The sequence below is a fragment of the Streptomyces sp. CA-251387 genome (assembly GCF_050936625.1).
Taxonomy (GTDB): Bacteria; Actinomycetota; Actinomycetes; order Streptomycetales; family Streptomycetaceae; genus Streptomyces.
The window spans coordinates 3,399,641-3,413,985 of the sequence record NZ_JBNJMJ010000001.1 but is presented as its reverse complement, the minus strand read 5'-3'; the positions used below and the strand labels follow the sequence as shown (position 1 = coordinate 3,413,985).

At 73.1% G+C, this 14,345-nt stretch carries 7 protein-coding genes; 1 reads left to right on the top strand and 6 read right to left on the bottom strand.

Annotated elements, in window-relative coordinates:
- Nucleotides 1-53: 53 nt before the first annotated feature.
- Entirely contained in the window at nt 54-2,225 is a 2,172-nt protein-coding gene (locus ACQEV2_RS15115) for an MMPL family transporter (protein ID WP_433040460.1), read from the bottom strand.
- A gap of 261 nt (nt 2,226-2,486) precedes the next feature.
- On the opposite strand from ACQEV2_RS15115, the gene ACQEV2_RS15110 reads away from it, so the two are divergent.
- Nucleotides 2,487-3,083, top strand: coding sequence for a TetR/AcrR family transcriptional regulator (locus ACQEV2_RS15110; protein WP_433040457.1), 597 nt, complete (start codon nt 2,487-2,489; stop codon nt 3,081-3,083).
- 124 nt (nt 3,084-3,207) lie between these two features.
- On the opposite strand, the gene ACQEV2_RS15105 is transcribed toward ACQEV2_RS15110, so the two are convergent.
- The 5 genes from ACQEV2_RS15105 to ACQEV2_RS15085 are packed head-to-tail and all read right to left on the bottom strand — an operon-like array spanning nt 3,208 to nt 14,339.
- Nucleotides 3,208-5,628 (bottom strand): SDR family NAD(P)-dependent oxidoreductase, encoded by a 2,421-nt coding sequence (locus tag ACQEV2_RS15105; protein WP_433040454.1) that lies wholly within the window; start codon nt 5,626-5,628, stop codon nt 3,208-3,210.
- On the bottom strand, nt 5,625-7,052 hold the full coding sequence (locus ACQEV2_RS15100) for a cytochrome P450 (RefSeq protein ID WP_433040450.1): 1,428 nt from the start codon (nt 7,050-7,052) through the stop codon (nt 5,625-5,627). The genes ACQEV2_RS15105 and ACQEV2_RS15100 overlap by 4 nt, the downstream gene beginning before the upstream one ends.
- Nucleotides 7,049-9,766, bottom strand: a complete 2,718-nt coding sequence (locus ACQEV2_RS15095; protein WP_433040447.1) for an SDR family NAD(P)-dependent oxidoreductase — start codon at nt 9,764-9,766, stop codon at nt 7,049-7,051. The genes ACQEV2_RS15100 and ACQEV2_RS15095 overlap by 4 nt, the downstream gene beginning before the upstream one ends.
- On the bottom strand, nt 9,763-12,891 hold the full coding sequence (locus ACQEV2_RS15090) for an SDR family oxidoreductase (protein WP_433040444.1): 3,129 nt from the start codon (nt 12,889-12,891) through the stop codon (nt 9,763-9,765). Before ACQEV2_RS15090 ends, ACQEV2_RS15095 begins: the two co-directional genes overlap by 4 nt.
- Nucleotides 12,888-14,339: an acyltransferase domain-containing protein gene (locus ACQEV2_RS15085; RefSeq protein WP_433040441.1), complete on the bottom strand. Its 1,452-nt coding sequence runs from the start codon at nt 14,337-14,339 to the stop codon at nt 12,888-12,890. Before ACQEV2_RS15085 ends, ACQEV2_RS15090 begins: the two co-directional genes overlap by 4 nt.
- Nucleotides 14,340-14,345: the final 6 nt, after the last annotated feature.

The following is a 14,345-nucleotide window of genomic DNA, read 5'->3' as shown; positions in this document are numbered from 1 at the left end:
GGGCGCCGAAGTGCCGCGGGGGATACGGCACTTCGGCGCCGCCCGGAGGGGAGTCAGCCCGCGACGGGGACCGGCTCCTTGCTGTCGGCGGCCTCGTCGGTCTCCTTGATGCCGTACTTGCTGTAGAACCTCGCCAGCGGACCGGGGGCCCACCAGGCGGACCGGCCCATGAGCTTCAGCACGGCCGGCACGAGCAGGATGCGGACGATGGCGACGTCGGCCAGGATGGCGAACACCATGCCGACGCCGAACAGCTTCATCATGAGCACACCGCTGGTCGCCATCGCCGCGAGCGGCACGCACATCAGCAGCGCGGCGTTCACGATCAGGCGGCCGATCTTCTGCAGCCCGGAGGCCACTGCGGCGGAGCTGTCGTCCAGGAGGTCGTACTGCTCCCGGATCCGGGACACGAGGAACACCTCGTAGTCCATGGAGAGTCCGAAGATCAGGGCGAACAGCATGATCGGCATGTTGGGCTCGATGTTGCCCGTCGAGTCGAAGCCGATCAGCCCCTCGAGGTGGCCTTCCTGGAAGATCCACACCAGGACGCCGAACGTCGCCGACAGCGACAGCAGGTTCATCAGGATCGCCTTCAGCGGCAGCAGCACCGAGCCGAACGCGAGGAACAGCAGGATGTACGTCGCCACCGCCATGTAGAGCAGCATCCACGGCAGCGTCTTGCCGAGCGAGTCCAGGGTGTCGTCGAACACCGCCGTCTCACCGCCGAAGTAGGCCTTGGCACCCGGCGGGGGCGGCACGTCCTTCAGCCGGTTGACCAGGTCGCGCGCCTCGGGGGAGACCGCGGCGCCGTCGAAGGTGACCGACACGCGTGCGGTCGTGCCCGTGGCGCCGGTGATCTGCGCGCCGGTCGCGCCCTTGGTGCGGCCCAGCTGCTCGGCGTAGGCCTGGAGCGCGGCGCCCTGCTCCCGCGAGGTGGCGTCGGACTTCAGCACCAGCAGCGAGTCGATGGACTTCACCGCGTCGCTGTCGAAGTCGCGCTCCAGGGCGTTGTGCACCTGACGGCCCTCGGCGCTGTTCGGCAGCTGCCGGGCGTCGCTCACGCCGAACTCCACGCGCAGGAACGGCGATGCGAGCGCCACCAGCACGGCCAGCGTGCCCACCGCCACGAGGGCCGGGCGCCGCATGAGGCCCTGCGCGAGGCGGTACCAGGCACCCTGGCCCTCCTGGCTCGCCGCCTTCTTGCGGCGGCGCAGCGACAGGGCGTTGACCTTCGAGCCGAGCGCGCCCAGGGCGGCGGGCAGGGCGATGATCGAGAAGAAGACCGACAGCACCACCGCGGCAATGCCGCCGTACGCCATGGACTTCAGGAAGCCGAAGGGGAAGAAGGTCATGCCGGCCAGCGCGACCGCGACCGTGACGCCGGAGACCAGGACCGTGCGGCCGGCGGTCGCGACCGTGCGGGCCAGCGCCTCCTCGCCCGTGTGGCCGCGCTCCAGCTCCTCGCGGTAGCGGCTCACGATCAGCAGGCCGTAGTCGATGGCGACCGCGAGGCCGAGGATCGACACCAGGCTCATGGCGAACACCGACACGTCCGTCAGCTGCGCGATGATCCGCAGCACCGCCATGGAGCCCACGATCGACAGGCCGCCGACGAGCAGGGGGAGGCTGGCCGCGGCCAGACCGCCGAAGACGACCACCAGCAGGATGAACAGGACCGGGAAGGACAGGCCCTCCGCCGCTCCCAGGTCCGCGCCGATCTCGTCACCGGCCTGGTGGTTGGTGGGCACCGGCCCGCCGCGCTGGGTCTCCAGCCCCGGCGCGTCGAGCTTGTCCTTGATCGCCTTGTACGACTCCTCCTTGGCGTTGTCGTCGCCGCCCCGGAGGTTGATCGCCACATAGGTGGCGTGCCGGTCGTGGCTGACCTGCGCCGGCATCTTGGTCATCCAGAAGGTCGAGTATCCGGTGACCGCCGACTTCGGCAGGTCCTGCACCGTTTCGGTGACCGCCTGCCGGAAGGACGGGTCGTCGACCGTGCGGTCCTTGTCGCGGTAGACGATCACCGCGTCGGGTGCCCGCTGCGGGAACGCCCGCTCGGCCAGCTGGGCGGCCTTGCGGCTGTCGGACCCGGGGTCCTCGAACCCGCCGGGCTTCATGTCGCCGAAGACGCCGACGCCGTAGGCGCCGGACAGGACGGCGAACAACAACGTCAGGACCAGGAGGGGTTTGCGCCTTCGGTAAAGGAATCGCCCGAGCGCCTCGAACATGGTTCTCCCTAGGTAGTTGGCGAGCGCCGCATGCCTGCCAGGGTCCGGCGCCGTGGCAACCGTAACAGCGTTTTTATTGCCCGCTCCAGGGCTCTTGCACACTGTCTAACTGTGCGAGTCCCTGGAAACCCATCACGACCTGCGGCTTCGACCAGAAAAACTTCTTTTCAAGGGGTTGCGCCTGAGGGCTGCGTCAGGTCTGACGCGAGGCTGACGTGATGTCAGGGGTCATTCATAACGCTGTTGTCATACTGTGGGGGGATGGCCAGGCTCAAGACACATGACGAAGCGCTTCGACTGCGGCTCATCAACCGCGCGGCCGCCACGGTCTTCGACCGCGGCACGGCCGCGCTGAGCTTGCGGCAGCTCGCGGCGGACGTGAAGACCTCGACCACGGCGGTCTACTCGCTGTTCGGCAACAAGGCCGGTCTGCTGGCCAGCCTCTACGAGGAGGCCGCGCGGCTCTTCGTGATGCGGCTGGCCGCCGTCCGCTCGACGGATGACCCGGCGAACGATGTGATCCGCCTCGGAATGGCCTATCGCGAATACGCGCTCGCGAATCCGCACCTCTATGCGATCCTCTTCACGGAGAGTCCGGCCCAGTTCGAGCCGACGGCGGAGGGGCAGGGCGAGCAGGTCGAGATGTACCAGCCGCTGGTCGACGCCGTGCGCCGGGGGCAGCGGGCCGGGCAGTTCACCACCGAGCTCGAGGCCGAGGTCGTGGCGCTGTCCTGCTGGGCCACCGCGCACGGCCTGGTGTCCCTGGAGCTGTCGGGCAACGAGCCGCCGGGGCTGTCGATCGCCGACTCCTACGAGCGGACGCTGCGTGCCGTGGTGACGGGGTGGCGGGCAGGCTGAGCGGCGGCCGGTGTGGTTGGCGGATGCGAACAGGCCCGGAGGGGGAGTACTCCGGGCCTGTCGTCCGGAAGGGCGCTCCGGGCCTGTCGTCGGCGGGCGTGTGAGGCCCCGTGGGGCAGTGGGGTCAGTCCGAGATCCCGATCCCGACGCCTTCCGCCAGCAGGACCGTGACGCCCGCGCGGCTGCCGGTCCAGCTCCCCGCCTCCGCCTCGGCGTGCAGGCGTTCGACGCGCTGAGCGCCGGGGGACAGCCGGAGGCTGCCGATGGTCAGGGTGCCCGGGGCGGTCCTGGGGGAGCTGTGGTCGGCCGCGCGGACGAGTGCCTCCACGGCTGCGGGGTCGACCGTGGGGTCGGGCGGGAAGGGCACGGTCCACAGATCGGCGGGCAGCACCGCGGGCACCTCGCCGTCCCACTCCGGGAAGACCACGCCCGCCCAGCGGAGCAGCCCACGGTGCGGCCGCGGTGCGTCAGGGTCCGGCTTGGCGCGCTGCGGGGGCACGCCTGGTGGTCCCGCCGCCGGACGCCCGGTGAGGACCGCAGGGCTCTCGCCATAGGCCAGCGTCACCGATGCCACGTCCGTGCCCCCGGTGTCCCGGAGTGTGACGTCCACGCACCACTCGCCGGCGCGATGGAGGCCCCGCGCCTCGCGGTGCAGGGTGAGGGAGCCGTGGGTGAAGCGCAGGCCCGCCAGGTGGATGCGGAGGTCGCGCAGTTCCCGTAGGTGCAGCAGGGGCCAGCCCTCCGGTACCACCCAGTCGCCGGCGGCCACCGCGTACTCGAGGACGACGCTGACCGGTACGGCGAGCTCCGTGCCGACGTGGAATTCGGCGAGGCACGGGTGGTGACGTGCCGTCAGGGTCAGTGTGGTGCGCAGTGAGCGGAAGATCTCGTATTCCTCGACCTCGCCGAGACAGTGGTCCAGCGCGTGCAGCCGGGGCAGATCGGGATGGCCCGTGAGCATGCCGAAGCCGCGCAGCTGGCCGGGGGAGAGGACGGCGCCGATGCGGCCGAGGAAGACCGTCTCGCCGGTGTGCCCGGAGGCCAGTTCGGCACTCCAGCGGCGGGTGCCCTCGGCGGGGTCGAGCGTGGAGACGTACCGGACGGCGGCGGAGTAGTTGGCGATGACACCGAGCCGCTCCCAGGTCGGCCAGCACAGTGTCTGCACGGGCAGCCCGAGGTTGTCCCGCGCCCAGAACCCCAGCCGGGCCAGCGCCTCGTTGCCCGCCGCGTAGTCGATCTGCCCGACCATGCCGCCCATCCGGCCCGCGAGCGAGCCGACGTTGCTGAGCAGCCGCAGCCGGGCCCGGCGTTCGGGACGGGCGAGGATCGCGGCGACCAGGTTGGCGAAGCCGGTGACCTTGACGTCCACGGTGCGGACGACCTCGTCGGCGGACTTGCGGTCGAAGCGGGCCGGTTCGTCGATGCCGGCGTTGTGCACGACGTGCGTCGGTCCGTCGCCCAGCGCGGCGAAGACCCGCTCGACCTGGTCGGCGTCCGTGCAGTCGCAGCGCAGATAGTCGATGCGCAGCCCGTCGGCCGCCGCACCGGCGAGGTTGCGGTGGACGGTGCGGTTCTCCTCCGCCCGGCGCACCTCGCGGCGGACGCGGGCGAGTTCCGCCGGTGTCCTGGCGGTGGCGAGGCGCCCACGCCGCCAGCCGGCGAACTCCTCGTCGTCCAGCCCGGTGCTCGCGTCCGGTGCCGGTCGTTCGCCGCGTCCGGTGACCACCACCCGGCAGCCGAAGTCCTCGGCGAAGGCGCGCGCCGCCGCGAAACCGACACCGCGCGCACCGCCCGTGATGAGGACGGTGTCGTCCGGACCGGGAGCCGTGGCGGAACCGGGCGGCACGACCGGGGCGGGCCGCCCCGCGAGCACATGGCGCCGTCCGTCCCGGTAGCAGACCTCGAAGTGCTCGGGGCGCACGTACTCGCGGGCGACCGCCTCGGCGATCGGCTCCGGCTCGGCACGGTCGACGTCCACGACGACGACCCCGGCGGAGGGCAGTTCACGCGGCAGGCATTTGGCGAGCCCGGCCCAGATGCCGCCGAGCGGCTGCGGCACCGGTCCGGCGCCGTGCCCGCCGAGCCCGCCGAGGTGGGTGACGGCGAGATAGACGTGCCGGCCGAAGCGCCGTTCGGCGGCCCAGCGGCCGTAGGCGCCGCGCACGGCCTCGGTGGTGCGGGCGAGCGCCGGCTGCCATGTCGTGTCACCCAACTCGTATGTCAGGCCGACGACGTTGAGGTCGACGATGCCGTCCCAGCCTTCGACGGGCAGTGCGCTGCCAGGGGTGTACGGCACCACGCGTGCCCCACGCCGCTCCAGCCCCGCGCCGACGGCGGCGACCAGGTCCGGTGACTCGCCCGCCACCAGGAGCGACCGCCCGGCGAGCGGCTCGTCCGCCTCCGGGCCGGGGTGCGGGACCTCCACGGGCTCCCAGACGAAACGGTCCACGGGGCGGACGAAGGCGTCGGGGTCGAAGGAGGACAGGTGCGGGCGCAGTGGGTGCCACCGCTGCTCGGCCGGCGCCGGTCCGGCGGTGGAGGTCATCGTCGGCGCTCCTCGGCCGTCACACGGATGCCCTTCTTGGGGAAGAGGGTGATGTACGCGCCCGACCGCGGCGCGGCGCCGACCGGGCTGAGCCGGAAGCGGCCGTGTACCGCGGCCACCGTCTGGCGCAGCAGTGCCAGCCCCATCTTCTTGCCGATGCACTGCCGGCGCCCGCCCCCGAACGGCAGATAGGCGGACCGGTCCCGTGCGGGGGAGCTGCCCGGCCGGAACCGTTCCGGGTCGAACCGGTGCGGGTCCTCCCACTGCTCGGGGTTGTAATGGGCGCCGTACACGGAGATGAGGACCGGGGTGTCCGCGGGGATGTGACGGCCCGCCAGGACGTCGTCCTCGATGGTCTGGCGGGGGAACTGCCAGACCGGAGGGTGCATGCGCAGCGCCTCGTCGACGGCCATACCGGTGTACGTCAGGGCGTCGAGGTCCGTCGCGGTGGGCAGCCGGCCGTCGAGCACCCGGTCGGCCTCCTCCTCCAGCCGGTCGCGGACCCCGGGGTGGCGTGCGGTCTCGTGCAGCGTCCACGCCAGCGCGAGCGCGGTGGTCTCCACACCCGCGAGCATGAGGGTCACCAGGTCCGACCAGAAGGCGTCCTCCGGCAGGTCGGAGGCGCGGATGAGGGCGGCGACCTCGCCGCCGGAGCCCTGGTCGGCGTCCCACGCGGCCCGGGCGACGACCTCTTCCAGAGTGCGCCGGGCGCGGGTGACGCGACGGCGGTAGGGGGTGGGGACGAACGAGGGGACCATCTTCTCCAGGGAGCCGACCTCCTTGAAGATCGCCTCCAGGGCGACGGACAGCGCACGGGCGAACTCGCCGCCGTCCCGGGAGAGATCCCGGCCCACCAGGGCGTGCCCGATGACCCGGCAGGTGAGCCGCATCGACTCGGCGTACAGGTCGAACGGCCGCCCCGTGCGGGCGTGTTCGGCCCACCGGTCGGTCAGGTCCGTCACGGCCGCGTCGGTCTCGGCGGCCCGCTCGGCGATCGCGTTGGGGGTGAAGGCGGGGTTGACGACCTTGCGGTGCCCCCGCCAGTCGGCGTCGTCCAGCGTCAGCAGGCCGTGGCCCATGAACAACTCGAACGCCTCGTAGTAGACGCCGCGGCGGTAGTTGTCCGCGTTGCCCTGCAGGATCCGCCGGATCCCCTCCGGGTCGGTGACCTGCACGGTCGGGTTGTGCGGGATCATCGGCAGCTTCACGACGGTGCCGTGGGCGTGCTGCGCGCGCAGCACGAACGCCGGCGGGTCGGCCGCGTACAGGATCGTGGAGCCGACGACGGGCCAGGCCAGCGGGAGGCCGGTCGGCCCGTCGGGCTCCCTCGGCGGCGCGCCGCCCGCGACGGCTCCGGTCACCGGGCAGCGGGCGCCGGTTCCGGGGGCGGTGCCGCGGGCCTGGGAGGTGCTCTCACCGGTCATGACGTCGTCTCCCGGCCCTTCGAGGTGCGGCGCTCACGTTCGAGGTAGGCGCCGGTGGTCTGGTGGACATGGCCGAGCACGACGCCGGTCATGTCCTTGATCTGGAGCACCACGTCCCCGTCCGCGGTGACCGCGACGGCCCGGTTGCTCTCGTCGCTCTCCAGGTCGAGGCGCGAGGGCAGTGAGTACAGCTCGACGCGGGTGCCGGCGGCGGCGAGCGAGGCGTCGGTGTGGCCGCCGTACAGGTCGATACGGCGGATCGTGCGCGGCACGGCGAGCGGGGTCCAGCCGCCACCGTGCCCCGGCAGTTCGGCGCGGTCCAGGACGCACACCCGGGCCAGGCCGTCCAGCAGCACGGACGGCACGACGAGCCCGGAGAACCAGCGCTCGACACCCGGCCGGTCGGGGGCGTACCGGGCACGCCGGCCGCTCGGGTGCGTGCGGGTGTCCGCGGTGGACACGAAGACGCCGCTGAGCAGGACGGCCGGATTCGGCACGTGATAGGGATCGGCGAGGGGCTCGGCGCCCTGGTCGTCCCAGTGCTCCCAGCGTGGCGGCGCCACCGGCTCGTCACGCAGCCGGACGCGCGCGGTGAAATGGCGGCGGTCCTTCACCAGCAGACGCCCGTCGGGCGCCAGGACGTCACCGGTCACCTCGACCGCGACGACCGACTCCTGCGGTCCGTCGTCGATCAGCCGTGCCTTGACGCGCTTGACCTCCTCGCGCCCCGCCTTGTAGACGCGCAGGAAGGATTCGAGTCGGACGTCCTCGATGACGGCCGGCACCCGACCGGGCACGAGGTGCATGGCGGCCTCGGCGGCGAGTTCGGGAACGAACGTGCCGGGCAGGGTGGGGTAGCCGTTGACGACGTGCTCGTGGAGGTAGGCGTCGCGGTCCTGGCTGAAGGCGCGGACGACGGTGAGCCGGCCGGGGGCACGGTCGACGATGTCGTCGACGTAGAAGTCGGGCAGTCGCGGGGCGGCCGGGGCGGGCTCCGCCGGGGTGCGGCAGAAGTCCAGGTAGCCCGGGGCGGCGGCCTCGATGGCGGCGCGTTCCGCGGCGCCGAAGAACACGGTGGCGGCGGGCTGCTCGGCCTGGTCGAGCTCGTGCAGGAAGTGGTCGACGCCCTCGGCCGTGGGCATGGCGGTGAACTGGGCGCTCTTGGCCAGGAAGGCCCGCATCAGCGGAGTCGCGCCCAGGCCGACGTCCCGCCACAGGGTCCAGCCGAGGGTGAACTCCCGTGTGCCGCGCGAGGAGTTGTACAGCGCGGCGGTGTTGAAGTAGTCGTTCGCGGCGCCGTAGTCCGTCTCGCCCGTCTGGCCCGTGAACCCGACGAACGACCCGAAGTTGCACCAGCGTCGCGGCTGCCGGTCGCCGAACGCCGCCTTGAGGTGGGCGTAGGAGCGGACCTTCAGATCGCGGACCGTACGGAAGTCCTTGAGCCGCTTCTGCTCCACCGACGCGGCACGGTTCGTGCCGGCGATGTTGAGCAGCAGCTCGACGGTGCCCTCCGCGTCGGTGATCCGGCGGACGACCCGGCGTACGGCCTCCTCGTCGCGGAGATCGCACAGGTGGTAGGTGACCCGGTCCGCGCCGCACAGCTTCCGCAGGGCGGCCAGCCGGTCGCGGACCTCGCGGGCGGAGCCGAGGCGGTCGTACGCCAGGTTCGCCTCGCGTACGGTGAGCCGCTCCGGGCCCGTGGTGCGCATCCGGATGAAGTCCTTGCGCTCCAGACGGGCGTCGGGCTCGTCCGCGCCGGGGTCGGTCGAGCCGATGATGTGCAGACGGGGCCGGTCGCGTCGGGCCAGGGCGAGCAGCAGTTCGGCCCCGATGCCGCGGGCGCCCCCGGCGGCGACGACCGTGTAGTCCCCGCGAGGCACCGGCGGCTCGGCGCGCTCGCCCGGGTCGACGACGGCCTGCCACAGCAGCCGGGTGCCGCCCGCGTAGTACACGACGGGCAGCAGCTGCTCGGTGACGGTCTCGCGGGCCGCGTCCGGCTCCGCCGTGATCAGGTCGCGGGCCTCGTGCACGACGGCCAGGACCGAGGTGCCCGGCCACTCCAGTGCCAGGCTCTTCGCGAACCCGGTGAACAGTCCCGCGCACGGGTGCGGAACCCGCCTGGCGCCGACCCCGCCGAGCACGACCACGACGAACGACTCCGGCCGCGAGGCCGCCGTGACACAGGCCTTCGCCGTGCGGAACAGCGCGTCGTGCAGGTCGAGCAGCGCCTCGGAGGGCGCCTGGTCCTCGTGGTGCAGGTCGACGAGGACGCGGATGTGCCGTGGACGTGCGCGGCCGACGGTGGCTTCGAGGGTGTCGTCGAGAGGGAGCGACTCGACGCCGGACACATGGTCGCGCGTGTTCGTCAGCAGGGCCGTGCCGGGCGGGAAGAGGTCCGGCGCCGGAGCGGCGGAGCGGGCGGGGGCCGGGACCAGGCGCAGGACGTGGCGATCGAGGAGGTGGGGCTCGGCGGAGCCGGTGGGCTCGGGCGCGGCCGCCTTCGCGCGGCGGAACGTCAGCCGGTGGACCGGGCCGTCCTTCTGCACGGCCCGTTCCAGCACTGTCGTGTCCGCCGCTGCCGTGACCGCCTCTGCGGTGTCCGGCCCTGCGGTGTCCGTCCCTGCGGTGTCCGTCTCCGCCCGGGTGAGGAAGGCGATCAGTTCGCGGGCGCCCTCGGCGCCCAGGAGGGTGGTGCTGCGGTGCGGGGCGCTCATGCGGCGCGGCTCCTTTCCATGACGGCCAGGACGGGAAGGCCCGCGTCCTCGGCGAGGGAGCGGCGGGTCACGGCGAAGAGGAACGCGCCCTCGGCGGCGGGCCGTCCGTCCGTGTCGTTCCAGCCGGGCAGCGCCGTGCCGTTGACGCCGGCGACGAGGGCCACGTCGATCTCCTCGAAGCCGAGGTACAGGCCGGCCACGTCGAAGGCCTCAAGGAGCGAGGCCTGGCCCGCGTCGACGGTGAGGCTGAGGCCGCGCAGATCGAAGTAGTTGCACAGACGGGCGGCGATGACGTTCGGCATCTCGCCGGGGAAGGAGTCCTCGGTGGGCGCGGCGATCAGACCGGTGGCCCGCTCCCGAAGACGCTGGAGGAACTTCCCCGTGACGGCGGGTTCCTCGGCGCCCGCCACGGCATGGGCGATCTCGTCGAGGTACGCGCGGGTCTTGTACAGCAGCGCGTTGCGGGTCGCGCCGGTGTGACCGACCACCACTCCGGCCCTCGTGCGATGGCTCAGGCAGAACTCCCGTACGGCGTCGTCAAGTTGCTGCATGCAGCGCACCAGCATCAACTGGGTGCGGTCCGTCGTGCGGGCCGTCGGAGGCGGCATGCGCAGCTCCTGGAACGGCGGGACGGGATAGACGGCGCCGAAGGACGGCTCGGGACCGGGGCCCCGGCCCGCGGCCCAGGCGGCGACCGCCTCGGCGTCCGGGTCGCCGGGCAGCCGGGACGACCAGCCCACGACCACCAGATCCTCCTCGACGGGGGCGGGCAGCGCGAGCGGGGTCCCGGACCGGGCGGCCGCCCGGTGGTCCTCCGAGATGACCAGGTGCGCATTGGTGCCGCCGAAGCCGAAACCGGAGACGGCCACCCGGCGCGGGCGGTCGGCCCGGGCCGGCCACGGCACCGGCTCCCGTGGCACCCGCAGCGCCCCGGACAGCCCGGTCAGCGCGTCCGGCAGCCGCTCGAAGCGGTACTGCGCGGGGATCGTGCCGTGCCGCAGCGCGAGCAGCGCGTGGATCACGGAGACCACGCCGGCCGCCCAACCGCTGTGTCCCACCAGGGACTTGTTGGAGGTGACGTACGTCGGGCGCGCCCCCGCGTACCGCGCGTGCAGGCCGGTGAACTCCGCCTCGTCACCGGCCGGCGTGCCGGTCGCGTGCGCGACGATCCAGTCGATGTCGTCCGGCGCGAGTCCGCCGCGCTCCAGGGCCCGTTCGACGGCGAGTTCCTGGCCGGCGGGCGCCGGAGCGTAGATCGCCTTGCCGCGGCCGTCGGCCGACAGACCGATCGCCGACAGGAGCCCGAGCACCCGGTCCCCGTCGGCGCGGGCACGCGAGAGCCGTTTCAGTACGACGAGACCGGCGCCGTCGGAGAACAGCGCACCGTCCGCCCCGGCGTCCAGTGCGCGCACCGCACCGCCCGCCGAGAGCCCGTTGAGCTTGGCGAACAGCACCGAGCCGCTCGGCGCCAGGGCGAAGGAACCCCCGCAGACGGCGATGTCGCTCTGCCCGGACAGCAGGTCGCGCACCCCGAGATCCATCGCGTAGAGCGAGGAGGAGCACGCGGTGTCCACCATGTGCAGCCGGGTGCCGGACGGAAGGATGCCTGCCATCGCGTCCTGGCCGATGCGGTGCGGGAGGTACCCGGCCGACGGGTCGTCACCGCGGCGGAAGCGGCGCCGCAGCGCTTCTGCGATCGGCCCCTCGGCCGCGTCGTCGCCGTCCTCGGCCAGCGTGTCGAGCGCGGCGCGCAGCACGAAGGCCTCCTCCAGGTGCTGGCTGCCGTCGGGCGTGTAGCCGACGCAGAAGGAGTAGCGGTCGCCGGGGCCGCGGCGGACGCCCTCCAGCGCCTGGTGCAGGCTGTGCCGCAGCCACAGCGCGGTGTGGTCGAGCCCGGCGTCCGCCAGTCCCTCCTCCCGCAGCCTCTCGTGCGGCCGGAAGTCGGTGATGAACCCGGACCGGCGCTGGTAGGTCTTGTCCGGCGCACTGCGGTCCGGGTCGTGGAAGCGGGCGATGTCCCACCGGTCGGCCGGCGCCTGGACGAACAGTTCGCCGCCCTCGAGCAGCAGTCGCCAGAACTCCTCCGGAGAGGAGGCCCCGGGGACCGCGAGGCCCATGCCGACGACGGCGATGGGATCGCGGGTCTCGTCGACCTCGTCGACCTCGTCGACCTCTTCGACCTCGACGGTCTTGTCGGTCTCGTCGGGCCTGGGCTCCGGCTCGTGAGCGGGAGCCGCGGCGGGCACGGTGACCTCGGTGGCCTCGGCCTTCGTCTCCGGCGTCGGCACGGGCCGGCTCGCCGTCGAGGACTTCGGCGTCGGTGACATCGCCGAGCGCAGCAGGGTCAGGCCGCCGTCCGCCAGGACCGTCTGTCCGGTGACCCAGCCGGAGCGGTCCGCGGCGAGGAAGAGGACGACCTCGGCGAGGTCCTCGGGGCGGCCGAGGCGGGCGAGCGGTGTGGCCGCGACCGTGTTGGCGCTGACGTCGTCGAAGGCGGGGAACATCTGGCCGACGGGGTTGTCGATCAGCCCACAGGACGCGGCGTTCACCCGGATCCGGTCCTCGGCGAGCTCCGCCGCGAGATAGCGGGTCAGTGACTCCAGCGCGGCCTTGGAGATGCCCACCGGCAGATAGTTCGCCGGGGTGGTGACCGAGCCCAGGGAGGAGACATTGACCACCGCCCCGCCCTGGCCGACGGCCCGGGCGAGCAGCGGACGGGCGTAACGGGCACACCACAGCGGGCCCTTGACGTTGGTGGTGTAGGTCCGGTCGAGCAGGTCCTCGGTGATCTCCTCGAAGGGCACGAAGGAGCCCGCCGCCGCGTTGTTGACCAGGATGTCGAGCCGGCCGTGCGCCTCGCCGATCTCCGCGAACATCCGTTCCACCTGTGCCGGCCGGGCCACCGAGGCCCTGATCACCCGTACGTCCAGGCCCCGCTCGGTCAGGCGGCGCGCCTGCTCCTTGGCGCTGTCGTAGGAGTGGAAGCAGTTGAGCAGCACGGTGGCGCCGCGCTCGGCGAGCCGCTCCACGATGACCCGGCCCACGCTTCCGGCGCCGCCGGTGACGAGGGCGATGCGCCCGGCGAACTCGGCCTCCCCGTGGCCCATGGGCGTCCCGGTGCTCATCGGGCGGCCGTGCCGTCGGCGAGGGCGCCGCGCGCGGCACCCTCGGCCACGAAGTCCACGACCTTGCCGAAGGTGTCGTAGTCCGCCACGCGCAGTCCGGCCGGGGGCACCCCGAGGCCGAAGCGGTCGCCGATACGGCTCAGCAGCTCGGTCTGCTTCACCGAGTCGACACCGAGGTCCGCCTCCAGAAGCACGTCGTCGGTGAACACCTCCTCCGGGTACTCCATCGCCTCGGCGTACAAGGCCCGGACTCGGCCGGCGAGTTCACCGCGGTCCACCGCGGCGGGCACCTCGCGTGAGGGCGGCGCGGCCTCACCGGCGGCACGGACCGGACCGGCGGCGCCGACGGCCTCGCGGGCGTCGGCGGCCTCACGGGTCTCGCGGGCCTCGGGGTTCGGCACCGCCGGGACCGGCACCGGGATTCCGCCCGGGGCCACCGTGACGGGATGCACCGCCGTGGCCCGGCTCAGCGGCTCCCGCAGCGCGTCCGCTGCTGCCGTCAGGCCTTCCTCCTCGTCGCGGCCCGCGAGCGGCGCCGCCGTGTGGACGCCCGGGTGGGCCCCAGCGACCAGGCTCGTCAGCACCTGCCCGGCGCCCACCTCGACGAAGGTCCGCGCGCCGGCGGAGTGCAGCGCGGCGACGGACGTACGGAACGCGACGGGGGTCACGAGGTGCAGGGCGAGCAGGTCGGCGAGGTCGTCGCCGTCGCGGTAGAAGCGGCCGAGGATCGGCGAGTACACCGGCACGGTCGTCGGGCGGCGCCGGAAGGTGCCGATGCGGGCGGCCAGTTCACGGCGCGCCTCCGCCAGCAGCGGGTTGTGGAACGGGTGCGGGGAACGCAGCGGCGTCGCCGTGATGCCGAGCTGCCGGGCGATGTCCGCGGCCGTGCCGATCGCGTCGGAGGGGCCGGAGACGACGGTCTGGTCCGCGGCGTTGTCGACGGCCACCACCAGGTCGGGGTGGTCGATCAGGGTCACGAGCCGCTCGGCCCGCTCCCGGCCGCAGCGCAGCGCGAGCATCGAACCCCCGCCGCGGTCGTGGTCGCGTACGACGGAGATCCGCTCGCAGAGCACCGCCGCCGCGTCCGCCAGGTCGTAGGCGCCCGCGCAGGTCAGCGCGGCCACCTCGCCCAGGCTGTGCCCGAGGTGGACCGAGGGCTGCGCGCCGCGCTCGGCGAGCAACCGGTGCGTGGCCACCGAGGTGGCGAAAACGGCCAGCTGGAGGATGTCCGGGGCCTGTTGGAGGAGGGCCGCGGGACTCGGCGGCGACGGCCGGAACAGCACCGGGGACACCGCCTGGCCGAGCCGCTCCTTGGCGACGGCGTCCACCGCCTCGAAGGTGCCCCGCACGACGTCGGCGCCGCGCTCCCAGAGCGCCGCGAGGGCGCCGGGACGGTAGGCGCCCTGTCCGGGGAACAAGGCGACGGTCAGCTCAAGGTCTTGCTTCATGGGGGA

Coding starts and splice junctions, on each gene's coding strand:
- ACQEV2_RS15095 (WP_433040447.1), bottom strand. CDS start 9,766: ATGAGCGCCCCGCACCGCAGCACCACCCTCCTGGGCGCCGAGGGCGCC.
- ACQEV2_RS15110 (WP_433040457.1), top strand. CDS start 2,487: ATGGCCAGGCTCAAGACACATGACGAAGCGCTTCGACTGCGGCTCATC.
- ACQEV2_RS15115 (WP_433040460.1), bottom strand. CDS start 2,225: ATGTTCGAGGCGCTCGGGCGATTCCTTTACCGAAGGCGCAAACCCCTC.
- ACQEV2_RS15090 (WP_433040444.1), bottom strand. CDS start 12,891: ATGAGCACCGGGACGCCCATGGGCCACGGGGAGGCCGAGTTCGCCGGG.
- ACQEV2_RS15100 (WP_433040450.1), bottom strand. CDS start 7,052: ATGACCGGTGAGAGCACCTCCCAGGCCCGCGGCACCGCCCCCGGAACC.
- ACQEV2_RS15085 (WP_433040441.1), bottom strand. CDS start 14,339: ATGAAGCAAGACCTTGAGCTGACCGTCGCCTTGTTCCCCGGACAGGGC.
- ACQEV2_RS15105 (WP_433040454.1), bottom strand. CDS start 5,628: ATGACCTCCACCGCCGGACCGGCGCCGGCCGAGCAGCGGTGGCACCCA.